The following is a 19,391-nucleotide window of genomic DNA, read 5'->3' as shown; positions in this document are numbered from 1 at the left end:
AACAGCACTGCTGGTTCGTGCGAAAGATCCGCCATCATGAGTGTTCACGCCCCCCTCTATCGCGAGGTGCTCTCCCGGGAAGAGTTGCCGGACGAGTTCTTCGGGCTCTTCCTCGACCCGACTCGTACCTACAGTTGCGCCTTCTGGACCCATCCCGACGACACCCTGGAGAAAGCCCAGACGGCGAAGATCGATCTGGCCTTGGCCAAATGCGATCTGCAACCGGGGATGGCCCTGCTGGACGTGGGTTGCGGCTGGGGCTCCACCATGCTGCGCGCCATGGACACCTACGGAGTGCACACGATCGGGTTGACCCGCAGTCGCAACCAGTACCGGTACGTGCGCGACATGCTCGTCGACCGATTGATCCGCGGCCGCCCCTACGGCGGGGTGCGGGTGCAGGGGTGGGAGGATTTCGACCGGCGAGCCGACCGGATCGTGTGCATCGGAGCGCTGGAGCACCTGCCGGTGGACCGCTACGGGGAGTTCTTCGAGTTCGCCTATCGGATCATGCCCTCCGACGGGGTGCTGCTGTTGCAGACCGTGGTCAGCCACAGCCGCGAACATCTGCGGGCGCACGGTACCCCGATCACCAGCGAGGATTTCGCGTTCCTGCGCTTTCTGCGGGAGACCATCTTCCCCGGCGGGGAGCTTCCGCTGCCGACCGGTCACCACCCCAAAGGGGTCACCGAATACGCCGAGGACGCCGGATTCACCGTCGCCGACGTCCAGGCGCTGGGGCCGCACTACACCACGACGCTGGACTGCTGGGCCGACGCGCTCCACGAGAACCGGGATCGGGCGATCGAAATCGCCGGGCGCGACACCTACAACGCCTACATCCGGTATCTGACCGGTTCCGCCGACTACTTCCGCCGCGGGCATACCGACGTCATGCAGTTCACCTGTCTCAAGCCCGACGCCCGGTACCCGTCCCCGCCGCGCTGAACGGGTACTCGGGCGGCCGGGTCAACGATTGGCCTCGGTGGGGAACAGGTCGTCGTCGCCGGCCGGCGGGCTCATGCCGGAGTCGGCTGTCCATCGCACGTCCGCACGCGGATGCCGGATGGGCAGCGCCAGCTTGCGCCTGCGCGGCTTGAGGTTGATCAGCGTCATGTCGCCGTTGTAGTGGGCCAGGACGCGGGGGTCCATGACCGCGCGCCACAGCGGGGGGATCGCCGCGAGCACGACCATGGTCGCGTAGCCCGCGGGCAGCTGGGGCGCCACTTCGCAGCTGCGCAGGGTCTGGTAGCGACGGCCCGGGTTGGCGTGGTGATCGCTGTGGCGCTGGAGGTGGAACAGGAAGATATTGGTGACCAGGCGGTCGCTGTTCCAGCTGTCGCGGGGTGAGCAGCGGGCGTAACGGCCGTCGGGGCGGCGGTCGCGCAGCAGTCCGTAGTGCTCGACGTAGTTGACGGTTTCCAGCAGGCCCGCGCCGATGAGTGCTTGCAGGGCGAGGTACGGCGTGATGACGGGTCCGAAGACCACGATCAACCCGCCGAACAGCGCCGCGCTCATCGCCCATGCCTGCAGCAGATGGTTGCCCGGGCTGAACCAGCGTTTGCCGTTGCGGGCCAGCCGCGTGCGTTCCAGTGCCAGCGCCGACCGGAATCCGCCCAGCATGGTGCGCGGCAGGAATTGCCACAACGATTCGCCGAACCGGGCGCTGGCCGGGTCGTCGGGCGTGGCCACGCGAACGTGGTGGCCGCGATTGTGCTCGACGAAGAAGTGCCCGTATCCGGACTGCGCGAGCGCGATCTTGGCCAGCCACCGTTCCAGATGTTCGGCGCGGTGGCCGAGCTCGTGCGCGGCGTTGATGCCGATGCCGGAGACGAACCCGAGGGTGACCGCGAGGCCGAGCTTGTCGGCCAGGCTCAGCTCGTGGCTGGCCCACAGGTAGCCGGCGATGAGCAGGCCGATGAATTGCATCGGCAGGAACAGAAAGGTGCACCACCGGTAGTAACGATCGTTGGACAGCGCCTCGTAATCTTCCTCGCGAGGATTGCTGCCGTCGTCGCCGATGACCCAATCCAGCAGGGGGATGACCACCAGCACGATGATGGGGCCGATCCACCAGAACACTTCCAGTCCGGTGTGCGCCACCAGCGTCGAGGGCAGTAGTGCGCAACCGGGGGCGATCAGGCCCAGAATCCAGAGGTAGCGCTTGGGGTCGCGGGCTCGCGTGTGCTCGAAGATCGTCATAGTCATTTCGCCGATCCGTGAGGACGACACTCAACTGACAGTTCCGACTGCGGACAACACCTGAACCATGCGCGCCAATCCAGGATAACTGGAAGTTCGCTGGGTGTTGTAGAACCGCGGAAACCGTTGCCTGAGCGGGCAATCTGCCGCGAGTGAAGGCGGGCCGGGGACGGGGTGGTTCGTGCCGGGTGTCGGAGTATCACCGCTGTGCGCACCTGAATGGCTCAGGTCGGCGGGGGTGAGCCAACTCCGACATTCGAACCTTTCTGTACCGAATTCGACCGAGACCAGGAACGGTGGAGCAGCGCATCTCCCGCGAACACGAATCGGCGTCAGGAGCCGAGGCGGCGGGAGATCGTGGGGGCGGAACTCGCCTGCCGCGTGGCCGCCGGGCCTTCCCTGGCAGGCAGGTCGGCCGCGGCTCGGTCGTGAAACCCAGCCGCGGCCGACCATCGTGCATGGAGTTCACGGCACTGCGAGCGGAACCGCCGCGTGAGGCGCTGTGCCGGGCCTCCGAGTCGGATACCGACGGTATCCGAACGATCGTGCTCGCGCAAATCAGGGCAGCGCCCCGCAGTTGGACGGTGCGGGCTGGTCGGCGAGCCGGTCGGTCATCCACTGCTGCGAGGCGCCCAGTGACGGGAAGAACGTCAGTACGTGGGTGACCCGCAACCCGGTGATGACGCTGGGCAGCTCGGCATTCGCGTTCAGCATCACCGGCGCGCCCCCGCCGCACCATCCGGCGGCCAGTTCGTGGACGGGCACGTACGGCGCGCCCTCGTCGAACTGGTTCGAGGCGATGAGGACGGGCACCGCGGGGGTGAGCGTGCCGACCCGCTGGTCGTTGAACGCCGCCTTCAACACCGGGGATCGATCGATCACCACGTTGAGCGGTTCCCCGCTGGTGGTCCACTGCGAGGTGTTCGGGAATTGCTGGGCAAGTCCGAGCGGCACGGCGCACTTGTCCAGCGATTCGCGCAGGATCGCCTTGCCGGTGTCGTTGAGTTCGGCGTCGAGCACCGGCTGGGTCTCGGGATAATTGGCGGCGATGCCGTTGAGAATCCACGCGAAGGCCGGTCCGAGTGCGGCCCGCCCGTCGTTGAAGGCGATGAAGTATTCGTCGTCCACGACCGGCCCGCCGACGTAGGCGCCCCGCACGTTGAGATCGGGGGCGTAGCTCGGCTGCAGTTCGGCCGCGCCCGCGGAGGCCATACCGCCCTGGGAGTATCCGTACAGGATGACGGGCGAGCCGGGATTGAGGCTGGTGCCCGGCAATTGCAGCGCCGCGCGCGCGGAGTCGAGCAGCGCGTAGGCCTGGGATTTACGGTTGAGATAGTCGTGCACATCCGGTGTGCCCAGACCGTGGTAATCGGTCACCATCACGGCCATGCCGCGGGCCAGCAGTGTGTACAGCGCCAGCACGTCGTATTCGACGATCACGTCGAATGGCGGCTGGTATTGAATGAATTGCGCCAGCAGTTTCGACGGCGCGCACTGATCGCCTTGCCCCTTCGTGCCGACCGCGTAGGCGACCAGCGGCCGGGGGCCGGGGCCGGTCCACGGCTGGGACGGTTCCAGATATGTCCCGGTCACCGCCGTGCGCGCACCGTGGGTATCGCTGCTGGTGTACATGATGCGCGTCGACGTCGCGGGAATCTGCCCGGGCTGCCCGGGGACCGAGATCGCCAGCCGCGACCCTTCGGTGCGGATGATGGAGCCCGGCGCCCCCGCCGGTGCCGGGGGCGGAATGTAGAAAGCGTCGTCGGCCACGGTTTCCGCAGCCGGTTCCGTCCATGCGTGTGGGGCTGCGACCGCCCCACCCCCGGCCACGAGGAGGGTTCCCGTCAAAGCTGTGGCCAGTCTGAGTATTCGGCTCCTCACGATGCGATCCTTCCTGCGATTGGGATACCCCTGGCATCTAGAATCGGATACTGAGAGTATCTGTAAGGGGTGGAGATTGTCCGGGAATAGCGGTGAGTGTCGGCCGCAGGCGGGGGCAGGGCGTTCGCGGCCGACGCGAGCGCAGAGCCAGGCGCGGACCCGAGCCGTTTTGATCGCGACCGCCAAGCGGCTTTTTCTCGAGGACGGTTATCAGGCCACGACCTTGGACAAGGTCGCGAAAGTCGCCGGTTTCACCAAAGGCGCGGTGTATTCGAACTTCCGCACCAAAGACGACTTGTGTCTGGCGGTGCTCGACGAAATTCGCGGTGAGCGAGCCGCGGAGGTCGCCGCGATCGTCGCCGCGCCGACGGCCGCGCAGCGGCTGAAACGGATGACGGAATGGGCCGAGCGGGTGATCGGCGAGCCCAACTGGACGCAGTTGGAATTGGAGTTCGGCGTGCACGCGCGGCGCGACGAGCACCTGCGTGCCGAGTTGGCGAAGCGGCTCGACGGCATCGTGGGCATGGTCGCAGCCGCCCTGCGTGCCACGGACGATGTGGACACCCCGATGCCACAGGCCGAAGCCGCTGTCGCCGTGCTGGCCCTCGGTGTGGGGCTGGGCCTGTTCCGGTCGATCGATCCCGGCATCCCGGTCACGGGAATGATCTCCGCGCTGCGCGCTATCGCGGGGTTGTCCCCGGACGCCTGACCCGGGCGGCGGCGCGTCGGTCTTGCGGTCCCGCCGCGGCGCGCTAATATAACCTGAAACTTATAAAGGAGGATGTCATGGTGCTGCTCACCGATCCCGCCGCCATCGCCGGTCTCGTGACTCGCGAAGTCCGCACCGGATCGCGCGACGGGGTGCCCACCCGGATCGCCGTCGCGCGCCGGGGCTACCCGACCGATCGCGCGGACCTGTGGCACGCGCTCACCGATGCCGAGCGGATTCCGCGCTGGTTCCTGCCGATCAGCGGCGATCTGCGGGTCGGCGGCCGCTATCAGCTGGAAGGCAACGCCAACGGTGTCGTCGAACAGTGCGACGCGCCGGAGCGGTTCGCGGTGACCTGGGAGATGGGACCGCAGATCTCCTGGGTGACAGTGCTGCTCACACCCACCGCGGACGGCACCGAGCTGGAGTTGCGGCACGAGGCGCCGGTCGATCCCGAGTTCTGGACGCAGTACGGTCCGGGGGCGGTGGGCGTCGGTTGGGATCTGGCCCTGATGGGTCTCGGGCTGCACGTGTCCAGCGGAGACGCGGTGGACACGGCCGAGGGGCTCGCCTTCCCGACCACGCCGGAGGGGCTGACGTTCGTCCGGACGGCGGCTCTGGGCTGGGCGGAGGCAGCCGCCGGTGACGGCGACGACCCCGCCGAGGCGAACGCGGCGGCGCAGCGGACCATCGACTTCTATACGGTCACCCCCGAGGACGGCTCTCCCGCCTGATGGATCCGTCCCCGGCGAAGATCTTCGAGGCGCTCGGCGACCCGGTCCGCCGGTTCATCCTCGAACTGGTGGCCGCCGACGAGCAGCAGGCCGGCGCGCTGGTCGCCGCCGTACAACAGCGCACGCCGATCTCGCAGCCCGGCGTCTCCCAGCACCTCAAGGTGCTGCGAGACGCCGGGCTGGTGCGGGTTCGCGCCGAGGGCACGCGACGGATCTATGCCCTCGATCCGGCAGGTGTCGATGCCGCGAGGGCCTGGCTGACCGCGTTGGCGGACCCGCTGCACCAGTTCGCGCAACCGCTCGACGCCCTCGCGACGGAGGTCGCCCGAGGCCAACGAGCGCGCCGCGGGTCCGGCCGAACCGGCGACGCGGATTCCGGCAGGCGAGCACGCCACGCGTGAGTGGCGGGCGCACCCGGGATGCTCAGCAGCGGCCGAAGACGACGGCTGCGTTGTGGCCGCCGAATCCGTAGGAGTTGTTCAGCGCGTACTCGATGTTCTGGGTGCGTGCGCTGCCGTGGACGATGTCGAGGTCGATCTCGGGATCCTGGTTGTCGAGGTTGAGGGTGGGCGGCACCACCCCGTCGCGCACGCTGAGCACGGTCAAAGCTGCTTCGACCGCGCCGACCGCGCCGACGGAATGCCCCAGCGCGGATTTGGGTGCGTAGACCGAGGGATGGTCGCCCACCGCCGCGCGGATCCCTCTTGCTTCGGCCAGGTCGCCGAACGAGGTGGATGTCGCGTGGGCGTTGACGTGGTCGATGTCCTTACCGCTCACGCCCGCCGTTTCCAGCGCACGGCGCATCGCCCGGATGTTGCCCGCACCATCCGGATGCGGCAGAACCATGTGATGACCGTCAGCGGTCAGGCCCGCGCCCATCAGCCGTGCCAGTGGTGTCGCGCCGCGGGCTCGGGCGTGGTCTTCGGATTCGAGTACGAACAGCGCGGCGGCTTCGCCGAAGACGAACCCGTCGCGATCCCGGTCGAACGGACGCGACGCGCGCTCCGGCTCATCGATGCGTGTGCTCAATGCCCGCATCATCGCGAATCCGGCCACCGCCAGCGGGTTGATGCGGCCTTCCACCCCGCCCGCCACCACCATGTCGGCCTCGCCCAAGATGATCGAGCGCCACGCGTGCACCAGCGCCTCGCATCCCGACGCGCACGCCGAGACCGGCGTGACCACGCTGGCACGCGCGCCGAGTTCCAACCCGACCACCGCGGCGGGACCGTTCGGCATGACCATCGGCACCGCGAAGGGCGACACCTTGCGGTAACCCGCTTCCCGTAGTTGATCGTTCGACTCGATCAGCGTGTCGGCGCCGCCGAGGCCGGTGCCGATGCAGACGCCGAGCCGGTCGGGATCGACCTCAGGACGGCCTGCGGTGTCCCAGATCCGGTTACCCATGACGTAGGCGACCTGCTGGATGTAGGACATGCGCCGCTTCTGGAGGCGATCGAGTTCCTCGGTGGGATCGAGTTCGAACTGACCGGCGATGTCGACCGGAACCCGGAAACGCTCGAACTCGGGGTCCTTGACCTTGGCGATCCCGGTCTCCCCGGCGAGCAGTCCTTTCCATGTCGCGTCGGTGTCGGCGCCGACCGCGGTCGACATCTCGACAGCGGTCACGACCACACCCCGGAACCCTCCGTTGCTGGTGGAGAAGTCCGTCAAATCGGACATCGAACTCCTTCTTTCGGTTTGTCGGCTCGGCTGCTTCGGGATCACCGTGGCCATTCCCGATGAAGTTGTCCTGGACGCGGTGATACCGATCGATGTGTTCGGATCCGACCCCAACTACCGGCTCGAGGTGTGCGCGGTCTCGCCGACGGCGCCGACGTCGGTTCCAGAGTTGTCGTTGTGACGGTGGCCGGCCAAGGCTCTATGTCATGCGCAGACTGTGGTGATGCCCGGCTATGTGTCCTACGAAACACTGCCGCCGTGGACCGGTGCTCCGATCGCGTCGCAAGGCCGACCACCGCTGGGCGAGAGAGCGGGGCGGGGTGGGTGGCCTCGGCCCGAACGGCTGAATCGCTGCGCGGCTCTCTTGTCCGGTTCGGGTGTTCATCAGCGCAGCCAGGGCCGCGGACCCGGTCCGGTCGGTGATCGCCCGAGCGAGCCGCCACAAAACTGCCGCTGAGCCTTCCGCGAGTGCGGCGAGCATGAACGCGGCGAACTCGGCGATGCAGGCGCGGTCGAGTCCGCCGAGTTCCACGTGACGAAGAACGCGGGCAGAAGATGCCGCTGAGCAGTTGCGCGCCGTTGCCGACGGCCGCGCAGGCGCCAGGGGAAGACGACGCCGAACAGGAACGCGCCGAAGATCATGGCCGATGTCGATCGGCCGACACGGGCGCGCTGCTCCGTAAATCCGTGTTTCACAGAAGTTTTGGTTCATAGTTGGTGCTCCGGCCCCATGGCGAAGGAGATCTCGATGCCTACCGCGAATTTCGGTACGAAGGACGATCCCGGTTTCGAGCTGGCACAGAGCCCCGATCTGATCGTGGTGCGCACGCGCAGCGGACGCGGGATCCGGCGGCAATCGGGGTCGGTGCGCACGCCGCTGGGCGCCGAACTCGACGACGCGACACTGGTGCAGGCCTACCCGGAGGCGGGGGTGGAGGTCTACCGGCTGCCCGCGGGTTCGAGGTCGGTGCAGCAGCGCAAGCCGGTGCTCGACGCCGCGCCGGAGGTGCGGTTCGCCGGACACGTCCTGGTGGATCCCGGTACCGGGGAGCCCGTGCTCTATACGGAGAACATCTTCGTGAAGTTCGTCGACCGCGTCGATCACGAACATTGCCTCGCCGTGCTGGGCGCGGCGAATCTGACTGTGAAGCAGAGGCTTTCCTACGCCACCAACGCCTATTTCACGGCGGCGCCCGAGGGCACCGGGCAGCAGGTGTTCGACATCGCCAACTCGCTGCTGAATCGCGACGACATCGAGTACTGCCATCCCGAACTGATCCGCAGCAGCGCCAAGAAGACCATCTTTCCCCAGCAGTGGCATCTGAAGAAGACCACCATCGGCGGTGTCACGATCGACGCGCATGCCGCAGTGGAAGCCGCCCACGCCATCACCCGCGGAGCCGGGGTGACGATCGCGATCATCGATGACGGCGTCGACATCGACCATCCCGAATTCGCCGGCGCGGCGAAGATCGTCGCCCCGCGCGATGTCACGGCGAAGACCGGTGATCCGCGCCCGAAGGACACCTTCGGCACCGGACCCGACAACGGTGACAATCACGGCACCGCGTGCGCGGGCGTGGCGTGCGCCAACGGCACCGCCGGGGCGTCCGGAGTGGCGCCGGAAGCCGCTCTGATGCCGATCCGGCTCGCCTCAGGGCTCGGTTCGCAGGCCGAGGCGGACGCTTTCGTGTGGGCAGCCGATCACGGCGCGGACGTCATCTCGTGCAGTTGGGGTCCGGCAGACGGCGCCTGGTTCCAGCCTGGCGATCCGGTGCACAACCGGGTCGTGGCGCTGCCCGCGAGCACCAGATTGGCGATCGAGCACGCCGTCGCCAGCGGCCGCGGCGGCAAGGGCTGCGTGGTGGTGTTCGCGGCGGGCAACGGCAACGAGTCCGTCGACAACGACGGCTACGCGAGTTTCGCCGAGGTCATCGCCGTCGCGGCCTGCAACGACACCGGTAAGCGCAGTGTGTACAGCGATTTCGGGAAAGCGGTCTGGTGCGCGTTCCCCAGCAGCGACATCGGGCACCGCCCCTTCGGGCATCCCGACCCGCTGACGCCTGGGATCTGGACGGTGGATCGGCACGGCGCGGCCGGCTACAACCGCGGCACGACGGCGTCGGGCGATGCGGCGGGCGACTACACCAACGACTTCGGCGGCACGTCCAGCGCCTGCCCGGGCGTGGCCGGGACAGTAGCACTGATGCTGTCGGTGAATCCGGACCTGACCTGCAGCGAGGTGAAGGACCTGCTGAAAGACGCCTGCGACCGGATCGATCCGCAGGACGGCGGCTACGGGGCCGACGGGCACAGCGACAAGTACGGGTACGGCAGGATCAACGCTCTCGCCGCCGTGCGGGCGGCGCGGCCTGCGGCGGCAGAGTCCGCTGCCGGCGCGGTGCTCGCCGGGGGAGGGGACTGAGGCGATGACGGACGGTGCCCAGCTGATCGTGGTGGACGCCGCGAACGTCATCGGGTCACGACCCGACGGATGGTGGCGCGACCGCTCCGGCGCCGCTCGGCGTTTGCTCGAACGGCTGACCGGGCTGGCGGAGCGGCTGGCCGAACGCACCGAGGTGATCGTGGTGCTCGAGGGAGCGGCGAAGGCCGCGGTCGATGCGGAGAATCCGGATGCGGGCGGCCTGCGGGTGGTGCGGGCGGACGGTTCGGGGGACGACGCCATCGTCGATGTGGTGGCCGCGGCTCGCGCACAGGACGGCGGCCGTCCGATCACGGTGGTGACGGCGGACCGAGGACTGCGGGAACGTGTCGCGGCTTTCGGTGCGCAGGTGGTCGGTCCGCGCCGGCTGCTCGACCGCCTCGACTCGTGAGTCGATATCGCCTTGGTGACGCCCGGCGTTTCACCCATCCGTCCAGTCCGTTTTGCTGCAGTCTGAGCGGTATGACCGCCTCCGACGTCGTGGGGATGCCGTTGCTCTACCTGGTCGAGATCTCCGAGCCAGGTTACTTCAACCGGCCGTGGTGGAAGATCGCCAGCACCGGCGAGCCGAGTCAGGTTCGCGCGGCGCTCGCCGAACTGGCCGTCCGGGTCGAGCGGGACGTTCAGCGCGCCGGCGGCGCCGGTCGGTGCTGGTACCGCTACGACGTGCGGTGGTCCGACGGCGCGGTGCTCGAATGTTTCCAGGGCGCGATCAGATCGCTCCTGATTCCCGGCGAGTTGCGCTGCCTGGCCGTCGCGCTGACCTCGGCGACGACCGTCGGTTTGCGCTCTGCCGAGCGTCCGCCGTACTGAACGGCACCCGTGACGCGCGGAAAGCCCCGAGAAGGCTTCGGGGCTCTCCGCGTATCGGCGGCTCAGTCGAGCAGAGCCGGCTGTTTGGCGGCGTTCGCCTCCTTGCCCTCCGCGCGAGCCTCGGCCTGCATCGGGTCGAGTGTGGGGTCGATGTCGATGGTGCGGCGTAGCGGGCGGTTGGGCAGCAGTGCGGTCGCGATGAGCGCGACGATCGTCGCGCCGGCGGCGATGAGGAAGATGCGGCCGGTGGCGTCGCCGTAGGAGGCGCGCACGATGGTGGCGATGGGTGTGGGTAGGGCGTCCAGGTTGAGGTTGCTGCCGCCGGAGGATTTGGGGTGGATGCCGAGTTGGGCGAAGCCTTGGGCGGATAGTTCGCTGACTCGGGTGGCCAGTACGGAGCCGAGGACCGACACGCCGATGGCGCCGCCGAAGGTGCGGAAGAACGCGACGCTGCTGGAGGCGGCGCCGATGTTGTGCACGCTGACGGTGTTCTGTACGGCGAGGACGAGGTTTTGCATCATCATGCCGACGCCGAGGCCGACGATGGTGATGTAGGCGGCGACCAGCCATAGGTTGGTGGCGTGGTCGATGGTGGACAGCAGCGCGAATCCGGCTACCAGCAGCGCGGCGCCGGAGACGACGAAGCTTTTCCATTTGCCGCGGCGGGTGATCAGTTGGCCGGAGCCGACCGAGGCGATCAGCATGCCCGCGACCAGGGGGATGGTGAGCACACCCGCGATGGTCGGGGAGTAGCCGCGTGCGGTTTGGAAGTATTGGCCGAGGAAGGTGGTAGCGCCGAACATGCCGATGCCGACGGCGATGGAGGCGAGGATCGCCAGGCCGGTGGTGCGTTCGGTGACGATCGGCAGGGGGATGATGGGCGACTTGGCGCGGGATTCGACCCACACGGTCGCTGCCAGCAGCAGTACGCCGGCGCCGACGTAGAGCGCTGATTCCCGCGACATCCACGCGTAGTATCCGGCTTTTCCGGCGAAGGACACCCAGATGAGCAGTACGGAGACGCCGGCGGTCAGCAGCGCGGCGCCGAGCCAGTCGATGGACACGCCTTGTTTGCGGTCGGTGGGCAGCCGCAGGGTCCGCTGCAACAGCGCCAGGGCGATCACGGCCAGTGGTACGCAGACGAAGAAGCACCAGCGCCAGCCGAGTGGGCTGTCGACGATGACGCCGCCGAGGATGGGTCCGCCGGACATCGAGACTGCCATGACCGCGCCCATGTAGCCGGAGTAGCGGCCGCGTTCGCGGGGGGCGACGATGGAGCCGATGATCGCCACGACCAGGGCGGTCAATCCGCCCATGCCGATGCCTTGGATGACGCGGGCGGCCAGGAGTACGGGCACGGTGTGGGCGATTCCGGCGATCACCGAGCCGATGACGAAGATGACGATGGCGGATTGGACCAGCAGTTTTTTGTTGAACAGGTCGGCGAATTTGCCCCAGATGGGGGTGGAGGCGGCGTTGGCCAGCAGTGCGGTGGTGATGACCCAGGCGTAGGCGGTTTGCGATCCCTCGAGGTCGCCGATGATGGTCGGCAGTGCGGTGGCGACGATCGTGGTGCTGAGCAGCGCGGTGAACAGGGCCGCGAGCAACCCGGTCATGGCTTCCAGGACCTCGCGGTGGGTCATCGCGTACGGGTCGCGTCGTGTCACCGACTCCGACTCGACTGAACTAGACATCTACTTCCTGACTCTCTTTCGAAACCGGCTGGTGCGCGTGCACCGCGCTGCTCTGCGCGTGTGCGGTCAATGCGTTCCGGAGCATCTGCACGGCGGCACAGGCTTGCTCGGCGTCGTCCTCACTCCAGTCCGTGAGGACGTCCTGCAAGCCGCGCGCCCGCGAGGCGCGGACGCGGTAGAGCAGATCGCGGCCCTCGTCGGTCACCCGGATGAGGGTGGCCCGCCCGTCGGTGGGATCGGCGTGCCTGCTGATGTAGCCCGCGCCGACGAGCTCGGTGACGTGCCTGCTCAGCGCGCTCGGGCTGATGCACAGATCCACGGCGAGGTCGACCTGCCTGCACGAACCTTTGGACTCGAGGGTGCCGAGCACCCCGATGCCGCCCGGGAGCAAGTGCCCTTCCTCCGGGTGTGCCAGCGCGACGCGGATCGCCCGGCCCATCAGATAGAGCTCCTTGATCAGGCTGTGAGCCGTATCGGATGAGACTGCCATGGCCGCTCCAGACGAGATAAGTTGCTTGCGCTATGCAACTATATGGTAATTGCTTGCGCTAAGCAACTAGTGATGGCCGGTGATGCGGCTCACAGGGGTCGGCCACGCATGGAGACGCCCCAGCAGATCGACAGCTATCTACATGGCGGCGCGGCCACCACCACCCCATGGGTGCGTCGATCCCACCCCCTGGGTTTGCTGAGTGGTCCCTGAGGTCCCTGGTCCTGCGGTTGGGTCCAGCGGACAGTAGTAGCCGAACGCCGATGCCGATCGCTACGAAGGAACCACGAGATGCAGCCGACTTTCGTTCACCACATGAGGCGACAGGTTGCCGAATACGGGGACACCAGGTCCTACACCTACCTTCGGGAAACCGGGCTCGGACTCGGCGAGGAGATCCGCACTTACCGTGAGCTGGACCGCGACGCCAGAGCGTTCGCCGCCTGGCTGGCGAGCCGCCCGGAATCGGCGGAGCCGGTCGTGCTTGTCTACCTCGACGGCATGGCGTTCCTGCGGGCCTTCCTCGGCTGTCTGTACGCCGGCGTCGTGGCCGTCCCCGCGCCCGTGCCGCATGACGCGGGCAGTAGCCGGCGAGTAGCGAGTGTGATCGCGGATTCCGGCGCCCGCTTGGTGCTCACTACCGCGCAGTTCCAGCCGATGATCGAAGCCGCTACGCCCGCGCTCGTGGTCGCGACCGACGGGCCGGCCGGTGAGCCCGATGCATGGCGCATGCCCGACATCGACACGGCGACGATCGCATTCCTGCAATACACGTCGGGATCGACCGGCACTCCGAAAGGCGTCGTCGTGACGCACGGCAATCTCATGCACAACGAGGCCGCCATCGCCGCGGGCGGAATGAACGATGCCGGGACCGGCGTCGGTTGGCTTCCGCACTTTCACGACATGGGCTTGATCGGCTTCTTGCTCGGAGCGGTGTACGCAGGCGCGAACCTGGTGTTCATGGCGCCGACCACGTTCCTCAAGCGCCCGGTGCGCTGGCTGCAAGCCATCGACGAATACCGGGCGACCTTCACCGGCGCACCGAATTTCGCCTACGACCTGATCGCGCGGCGAGTGAGCGACGAGCAGGTGGCCGAGCTGGACCTCAGCACTTTGGAGATCGCTCTCAGCGGCGCCGAACCGGTCCGCGAGCGAACCATGGCGGCGGTGCTCGAGCGGTTCGCGCCCGCGGGATGGCGGCCGACGACTTTCCGCCCCGCGTACGGTCTCGCCGAGGTGACGCTGCTCGCCAGCGCGCGGACGGTTCCGTCGGCGCCGGCCTACCTGGACGTCGGGAGCGATACGCGGCTCGTCGGCTGCGGACACGCGGCACGCGGTCTCGATATCCGCATCGTCGACCCGCACCGGCTGCGACAGCTGCCGGAGAACACTGTCGGCGAGATCTGGATACGCGGCGAGAGCGTCGCCGCCGGCTATTGGAATCGCCCGGACGAGACGCGCGAGACCTTCGACGCTCACCTGGGCGCCGAAGGACCTTTCCTGCGCACCGGTGATCTCGGTCTGCTGCGCGCGAACGAACTCTTCGTCGCAGGCCGCCTGAAGGATCTACTGATCATCAACGGCCGCAATGTCTACCCCCAGGACATCGAGGGGCTGGTGCGCGAACTGCATCCGGCATTCGCCGACAGCGCCGGCATCGCCGTGTCCGTCGACGCGGGCGGCCGGGAACGGCTTGTCGTGGTGCAGGGCGTCAAGAAGGCGCGGCGCGGCGACACGACATTCGCCGAGCTGACCGCGGCGATCAAGAACGCCGTCGCCCGCGGATTCGACGTGCCCGCGCCGAACGTGGTTCTCGTCGAGCCGCATGCCGTTCCGCGCACCACCAGCGGGAAGGTGCGGCGCGGTGCGATGCGGGATTTGTTCCTGGCAGATCGCGTCGAGCGCGTCCTGTACCGGGATCTCGAGCCGGCGCTGAGCCGATCCATGACCGCCTGACCGACCGAACGCGCATCGAGGAGCCGAAACATGTTCAGCAGCACCATTACTCGTTCCACCACGATCCAGGATTGGCTCGTGGAGCGCGTGGCGGACTACACCGAACGCGCACCCCACGAGGTGGATCCCGTCGTTCCGCTCGCCGAGCTGGGCCTCGACTCCGTCTCGGCGGTCGGCCTGTGCGGCGAGATCGAGGAGCGCTGGTCGCTCGAGGCCGACCCGACGCTGGTGTTCGAGTACCCCACCATCGCCGACATCGCCGCCTATATCGCGGCCGAATTCGCCCTCGCCGCATGACCGATATCGCCATCGTCGGCCTCGACTGCCGATTCCCCCAAGCACCAGATCCGGCCGCGCTGTGGCGGCTGCTGATCGACGGACGCGACGCGATCTCCGAGGTCCCGGCCAGTCGCTGGAACGCCGCCGACTTCCACGACCCGGCCGGCGCGCCCGGCACGATCAACACCAGCGGCGGCGGCTTCCTCGACGACGCCGACGCGTTCGACGCCGAGTTCTTCGGCATCACGCCGCGCGAAGCCGAGGCGATGGATCCGCAACAGCGATTGCTGCTGCAAGCGACCTGGCGGGCTTTCGAAGACGCCACGCTCGACCCGCGCGGCGAAGCCGGTTCGCGCACCGGGGTGTTCGTCGGCGTGATGGCCAACGAATGGGCCAACCTGCAAATGCGCGACTACGCCGCGATCACGCCGCAACACGGCTCCGGCAACGGCTACTTCATGACCGCCAACCGGCTGTCCTACCAGTTCGACCTGAAAGGACCGAGTGTCGCGGTCGACACGGCCTGCTCCTCGTCGCTGGTCGCGATCCATCTCGCTTGCGGCGCACTGGCTTCCGGCGAGTGCGACCAAGCGGTCGCCGGTGGCGTCAATCTCGTGCTCACCCCCGCCGTCGGCGTCTTCTACACCCAGGCCGGTCTCTCCGCGCCGGACGCCAGGTGCAAGCCCTTCAGCGGCAGCGCCGACGGGATCGTGCGCGGCGAGGGCGTCGCGGTGCTCGTGCTGCGGCGGCTGGCCGACGCGCAGGCGGCGGGCCTGCCGATCTACGCGGTGATCAAGGGCAGCGCGGTCAATTCCGACGGTCGCAGCAACGGCATCACGGCGCCGAACCGGTGGGCGCAGCAGCAGGTGATCGGGGAGGCGTGCGAACGCGCCGGAGTGCGGCCCGAGCAGGTGGACTTCCTCGAAGCGCACGGCACCGGGACGGTGCTCGGCGACATGATCGAGGTCAAGGCGCTGGGGCACCTGCACGGGCGCAATCGGTCGCGGCCGTGCGGCATCGGTTCCATCAAGGGCAATCTCGGCCACACCGAGGGCGCGGCGGGCGTCGCAGGCCTGATCAAGGCCGCCCTCAGCCTGTGGCACGGCGTCGTTCCGCCGTCGCGGTTCGCCGAGCAGGAGAATCCGCGACTGGGGATGAGCAAGCAGGGTCTGCGCCTGCTCACCGACCCGATGCCGCTGGCGGGTCCCGGCTACGGCGGAGTCAGCAGTTTCGGCCTCGGTGGCACGAACGCCCATGTCGTGCTGGGCAGTGCCCCTGCCGCCGAAGCCTCCGGTGCGCCCGGTGGGGGAGTGCTCACCGTGTCGGCGAACGACGAAAAAGGCCTGCGGCGCAACGCGGATCGCTTGGCCGATGCTTTGGCTGCCCTCCCGCCGGACCGGTTCGCGCAGGTCTGCTGGACGAGCAATCGGGTCAAGTCGTCCGGTCGAGCCCGGCTCGCCATCGCCGCGGCCGATCGCGACGCCGCGATCGCGCTGCTGCGCGAGGGTGCGGAAACCGGGACGGTGCGACCGATCGGCGTCGGCTGGATGTGCACCGGCCAGGGCTCGCAATTCGCGGGCATGGCCCGTGCGCTGGACGCGGCGAGCCCGCTGTTCCGGCGTGCGCTCGAACTCGTCGATCGGGCCATGGCGGCGCATCTCGGCCGCTCGGTGCGCGAGCTGCTGCTCGACGAGCACGCCGACATCGACCGCACCGACCTGGCGCAACCGGCGATCTTCGCGATGGAGTACGCCTTGGCCGATTCCCTCGCCCGCGCCGGTGTCCGTCCGGCCTGGGTGATCGGGCACAGCATCGGCGAGTTCGCGGCCGCGGCGGTGGCAGGCGTGTTCGATCTGGACGACGCCTGCCGTCTGGTCGTCGCCCGGGGCGAGCTGATGCGGCAGTTGCCGGACGGCGGTGCGATGCTCGCCGTGCGGGCGGACGCGGCCGACATCGCCGGAATGCTCGCCGGACGGACGGACATCGCGATCGCCGCCGTCAACGGCCCGAAGGAACTCGTGCTGTCCGGTGCCGCCCGGACGATCACCCGGGTGCGGGAGGCGCTCGCGGCGCGCGGAGTGGCGATCAAGCCGCTCACCGTGTCGCACGCCTTCCACAGCCCGCTGATGGAACCCATGATCGAGCGATTCGCGGCGGTCGCGCGCGAATGCACGTACCGGAAGCCGGTACTGCCGCTCTACTCGACCGTGCGCGGACGCCTGCTCGACGCGAACGAGACGATGGACGCCGCCTACTGGACCGAACACATCCGCGCCACGGTGCGCTTCGGCGAGGCGGTCGAGGCCGCGCTCGGAGCCGAGCCGAGCCATGTGATCGAGATCGGACCGCGCCGCGTTCTGGCCGCTCTGGTGAGCCGGATCCGTCCGGATCTGGCGCCGCGCTGCCTGGCGCCGAGCCCGGGCCCCGGCGCGACCGGCGGCGAACTCGCGGGCGTCGTCGCCGCGCTGTACCGCGATGGACTCGACCCCGACTGGGACGAGCTCTACGAACCCGAGCAGCGCGTCCGCCGCAGACTGCCCGGCTACGAATTCCGCACCGACCAGCGGTTCTGGGTCGAACCGTGCACCGCCCCACCGCAATCCACGCGAACCGAGGAAACCTCCATGGAGCAGTTGATCGCACACTTCCGCGAACAGAACGCCGTATTGGCGAGTCTCGTCGGCGCTCCGGCCGCCGCGCGCGCCGCGCAGCGAGCGGATGCCGGGTGGGCGGCGGAGCGGACGGTCACGCCGCAACGGACCCCGACCGGGGTGAGCGAAGCCAATCCGCCGGTCGCACCGGACGCGGTCGCGGCTGTCGTTCGCGCGGAATTCGCCAGGGTCAGCGGGTTCCCGCTGGAGCGGCTGCGCGACGGCCAATCCCTCGGCGACGACCTCGGTTTCGATTCGCTCATGCTGACCGACCTGATCGCCGCGCTGGTGCGCGAACTCCCCGCGGCGACCATCGACCCGACCCGGTTCACGCCGACGACCACCCTCGGCGACGTCATCGCTCACGTCACGGCATCCGCGGGTGCGCCCGGTCGGCCCCAGCCTCCCGTGGCCGCCGAGTCGGCATGCCCCCGGCCCACGGTGGTCGAGCCGGAGTACCGGATCTCGGATTTCGCCGAGGTCAAGTCGGTCACCGACCGGGTCGCCCGCGTCGCGGCGCTCGGCCTGTCCAACCCCTACTTCTTGATCAACGACGGCGTCACGCGGGACACCTCGGTCATCGACGGCGCACCGGTGATCAACTTCTCCAGCTACAACTACCTCGGGTTGTCCGGCCATCCCGCGGTCGTCGCCGCCGTGCAGGACGCGGTGGCGCGCTACGGCAGCTCGTGCTCGGCCAGCCGGATCCTCTCCGGCGAGAAGCCGGTGCACCGTGAACTCGAGGCCGAGCTCGCGGGGCTGCTCGGCACCGAGGACGCCATCGCGCTGGTCGGCGGCCACTCCACGAATGTCACGATCATCGGTCACCTGGCCGGACCGCAGGACCTGGTGATCCACGACAGCATCGCGCACGACAGCATCGTGCAGGGCTGCAAGCTCTCCGGCGCGACCCGTCGTCCGTTCCCGCACAACGACCACGCCGCCCTCGACGCACTGCTCACCGAGATCCGCCACCGGTACCGGCGGGTGCTGATCCTGATCGAAGGCGTCTACAGCCAGGACGGCGACATCCCCGACCTGCCCGCGATCATCGCGGTCAAGAAGAAGCACAAGGCGCTGCTGATGATCGACGAGGCGCACAGCGTCGGCGTGCTCGGCGCGGGCGGCGGCGGGATCGGCGAACACTTCGGCGTCGATCGCGCCGATGTCGAATTGTGGTCCGGGACGATGTCGAAGGCGCTCGCCGGATGCGGCGGGTACGTCGCGGGCAGCGCCGAGCTGATCCGATTCCTGAAATACACCACGCCCGGGTTCGTCTACAGCGTCGGTATGACGCCGATGAACGCCGCCGCATCGGCCGCGGCGATCCGGCAGCTGCGATCCGACGGCGAGCCGCTGGAGCGCCTACGCCACAATTCCCGGCTGTTCCTGCGACTGGCCCGGGAAGCGGGGATCGACACCGGCGCCAGCCACGACACGCCCATCGTCCCCTGCATCGTGGGCGATTCGCTGAGGACGCTGAAGCTGTCGAACGCACTGCTGCGCCGCGGGATCAACGTCAATCCGATCCTGTACCCGGCTGTCCCGGAGGACCTGGCGCGTTTGCGGTTCTTCGTCACCGCGTGCCATACCGAAGACCAGATCCGCGACACGATCAAGATCCTCGCCGAGGAACTCGCCTTGCTCGCCGAAAGCTGACGCGCGCCCGTCGCCGGGCCGGACTCGCACGGACGGTGGCAACCGGTCCCGGTGAGCGGAACGTCTGCGTCGTGTACCGCTCCGCGCACCGGACCGCTGTAGCATCAGCCGCGGTGCCATTGCCCCGGCTCGAGTGGGTACGGGCGAGTTTCGGTGCGCCGGGCGGACGATGAGGGCGGGCACGATGTCCGCTG

General features: G+C 68.5%; 16 protein-coding genes. 11 read left to right on the top strand and 5 right to left on the bottom strand.

The features are described 5' to 3' along the window. The first annotated feature begins 36 nt into the window (after positions 1–36). Complete coding sequence (locus U3653_RS22105; protein ID WP_195081586.1) at positions 37–948, top strand: class I SAM-dependent methyltransferase; 912 nt, start codon at positions 37–39, stop codon at positions 946–948. Positions 949–969: 21 nt separating this feature from the next. Here U3653_RS22105 and U3653_RS22100 read toward each other — a convergent pair whose 3' ends face one another. Both U3653_RS22100 and U3653_RS22095 read right to left on the bottom strand, forming a co-directional pair. Continuing rightward, the gene (locus U3653_RS22100; RefSeq protein WP_195081587.1) at positions 970–2,208 is read right to left on the bottom strand and encodes an alkane 1-monooxygenase; all 1,239 of its coding nucleotides are present in this window, start codon (positions 2,206–2,208) and stop codon (positions 970–972) included. 552 nt (positions 2,209–2,760) lie between these two features. Beyond that, on the bottom strand, positions 2,761–3,972 hold the full coding sequence (locus tag U3653_RS22095) for a lipase family protein (protein WP_323124305.1): 1,212 nt from the start codon (positions 3,970–3,972) through the stop codon (positions 2,761–2,763). 280 nt (positions 3,973–4,252) lie between these two features. Here U3653_RS22095 and U3653_RS22090 point away from each other — a divergent pair, with 280 nt between their 5' ends. From U3653_RS22090 to U3653_RS22080, 3 genes are all read left to right on the top strand, one after another. Next, positions 4,253–4,792, top strand: coding sequence for a TetR/AcrR family transcriptional regulator (locus U3653_RS22090; protein ID WP_323124306.1), 540 nt, complete (start codon positions 4,253–4,255; stop codon positions 4,790–4,792). A gap of 77 nt (positions 4,793–4,869) precedes the next feature. Further along, the gene (locus U3653_RS22085; RefSeq protein WP_195081590.1) at positions 4,870–5,526 is read left to right on the top strand and encodes an SRPBCC family protein; all 657 of its coding nucleotides are present in this window, start codon (positions 4,870–4,872) and stop codon (positions 5,524–5,526) included. Further along, a complete protein-coding gene (locus tag U3653_RS22080) occupies positions 5,526–5,927 on the top strand; it encodes an ArsR/SmtB family transcription factor (RefSeq protein WP_195081591.1) in 402 nt (133 codons plus the stop codon). Before U3653_RS22085 ends, U3653_RS22080 begins: the two co-directional genes overlap by 1 nt. A 22-nt stretch (positions 5,928–5,949) precedes the next feature. On the opposite strand, the gene U3653_RS22075 is transcribed toward U3653_RS22080, so the two are convergent. After that, positions 5,950–7,209 (bottom strand): KasA/KasB family beta-ketoacyl-ACP synthase, encoded by a 1,260-nt coding sequence (locus U3653_RS22075; protein WP_195081592.1) that lies wholly within the window; start codon positions 7,207–7,209, stop codon positions 5,950–5,952. Here U3653_RS22075 and U3653_RS22070 point away from each other — a divergent pair. The 4 genes from U3653_RS22070 to U3653_RS22055 all read left to right on the top strand — a co-directional run bounded on the left by U3653_RS22070 (position 7,184) and on the right by U3653_RS22055 (position 10,465). Further along, positions 7,184–7,390, top strand: a complete 207-nt coding sequence (locus U3653_RS22070) for a hypothetical protein (protein WP_195081593.1) — start codon at positions 7,184–7,186, stop codon at positions 7,388–7,390. The genes U3653_RS22075 and U3653_RS22070 overlap by 26 nt on opposite strands. Positions 7,391–7,849: 459 nt before the next feature. Further along, on the top strand, positions 7,850–9,634 hold the full coding sequence (locus tag U3653_RS22065) for a S8 family peptidase (RefSeq protein ID WP_323124307.1): 1,785 nt from the start codon (positions 7,850–7,852) through the stop codon (positions 9,632–9,634). A gap of 4 nt (positions 9,635–9,638) precedes the next feature. Continuing rightward, positions 9,639–10,043 (top strand): NYN domain-containing protein, encoded by a 405-nt coding sequence (locus tag U3653_RS22060; protein WP_195081594.1) that lies wholly within the window; start codon positions 9,639–9,641, stop codon positions 10,041–10,043. A 71-nt stretch (positions 10,044–10,114) separates the two neighbouring features. Further along, positions 10,115–10,465 carry a hypothetical protein gene (locus U3653_RS22055; protein WP_195081595.1) on the top strand — a complete coding sequence of 117 codons (351 nt, stop codon included), beginning with the start codon at positions 10,115–10,117 and terminating at the stop codon, positions 10,463–10,465. A 62-nt stretch (positions 10,466–10,527) separates the two neighbouring features. Here the strand turns inward: U3653_RS22055 and U3653_RS22050 are convergent, their stop codons facing one another. Together U3653_RS22050 and U3653_RS22045 are read right to left on the bottom strand one after the other, a co-directional pair. Then, complete coding sequence (locus U3653_RS22050; protein ID WP_397070996.1) at positions 10,528–12,159, bottom strand: MDR family MFS transporter; 1,632 nt, start codon at positions 12,157–12,159, stop codon at positions 10,528–10,530. After that, positions 12,152–12,649: a MarR family winged helix-turn-helix transcriptional regulator gene (locus U3653_RS22045; RefSeq protein WP_195081596.1), complete on the bottom strand. Its 498-nt coding sequence runs from the start codon at positions 12,647–12,649 to the stop codon at positions 12,152–12,154. The genes U3653_RS22050 and U3653_RS22045 overlap by 8 nt, the downstream gene beginning before the upstream one ends. Before the next feature lie 315 nt (positions 12,650–12,964). On the opposite strand from U3653_RS22045, the gene U3653_RS22040 reads away from it, so the two are divergent. From U3653_RS22040 to U3653_RS22030, 3 genes are read left to right on the top strand one after another with little or no spacing between them, the layout of a single operon-like run. Further along, positions 12,965–14,608, top strand: coding sequence for a fatty acyl-AMP ligase (locus U3653_RS22040; protein ID WP_323124308.1), 1,644 nt, complete (start codon positions 12,965–12,967; stop codon positions 14,606–14,608). Between the two features lie 30 nt (positions 14,609–14,638). Further along, positions 14,639–14,905, top strand: coding sequence for an acyl carrier protein (locus U3653_RS22035; protein WP_195081598.1), 267 nt, complete (start codon positions 14,639–14,641; stop codon positions 14,903–14,905). Beyond that, positions 14,902–19,197 carry a type I polyketide synthase gene (locus U3653_RS22030; protein ID WP_195081599.1) on the top strand — a complete coding sequence of 1,432 codons (4,296 nt, stop codon included), beginning with the start codon at positions 14,902–14,904 and terminating at the stop codon, positions 19,195–19,197. The genes U3653_RS22035 and U3653_RS22030 overlap by 4 nt, the downstream gene beginning before the upstream one ends. The last annotated feature ends 194 nt before the right edge of the window (positions 19,198–19,391 follow it).

It is taken from the genome of Nocardia implantans, assembly GCF_035544775.1.
Taxonomy (GTDB): domain Bacteria; phylum Actinomycetota; class Actinomycetes; order Mycobacteriales; family Mycobacteriaceae; genus Nocardia; species Nocardia implantans.
The sequence above is the reverse complement of the archived record's forward strand: the minus strand, read 5'-3'. Positions and strand labels throughout refer to the sequence as shown.

Coding starts and splice junctions, on each gene's coding strand:
- U3653_RS22105 (WP_195081586.1), top strand. CDS start 37: ATGAGTGTTCACGCCCCCCTCTATCGCGAGGTGCTCTCCCGGGAAGAG.
- U3653_RS22060 (WP_195081594.1), top strand. CDS start 9,639: ATGACGGACGGTGCCCAGCTGATCGTGGTGGACGCCGCGAACGTCATC.
- U3653_RS22050 (WP_397070996.1), bottom strand. CDS start 12,159: ATGTCTAGTTCAGTCGAGTCGGAGTCGGTGACACGACGCGACCCGTAC.
- U3653_RS22100 (WP_195081587.1), bottom strand. CDS start 2,208: ATGACTATGACGATCTTCGAGCACACGCGAGCCCGCGACCCCAAGCGC.
- U3653_RS22040 (WP_323124308.1), top strand. CDS start 12,965: ATGAGGCGACAGGTTGCCGAATACGGGGACACCAGGTCCTACACCTAC.
- U3653_RS22080 (WP_195081591.1), top strand. CDS start 5,526: ATGGATCCGTCCCCGGCGAAGATCTTCGAGGCGCTCGGCGACCCGGTC.
- U3653_RS22035 (WP_195081598.1), top strand. CDS start 14,639: ATGTTCAGCAGCACCATTACTCGTTCCACCACGATCCAGGATTGGCTC.
- U3653_RS22065 (WP_323124307.1), top strand. CDS start 7,850: ATGGCCGATGTCGATCGGCCGACACGGGCGCGCTGCTCCGTAAATCCG.
- U3653_RS22085 (WP_195081590.1), top strand. CDS start 4,870: ATGGTGCTGCTCACCGATCCCGCCGCCATCGCCGGTCTCGTGACTCGC.
- U3653_RS22030 (WP_195081599.1), top strand. CDS start 14,902: ATGACCGATATCGCCATCGTCGGCCTCGACTGCCGATTCCCCCAAGCA.
- U3653_RS22075 (WP_195081592.1), bottom strand. CDS start 7,209: ATGTCCGATTTGACGGACTTCTCCACCAGCAACGGAGGGTTCCGGGGT.
- U3653_RS22055 (WP_195081595.1), top strand. CDS start 10,115: ATGACCGCCTCCGACGTCGTGGGGATGCCGTTGCTCTACCTGGTCGAG.
- U3653_RS22045 (WP_195081596.1), bottom strand. CDS start 12,649: ATGGCAGTCTCATCCGATACGGCTCACAGCCTGATCAAGGAGCTCTAT.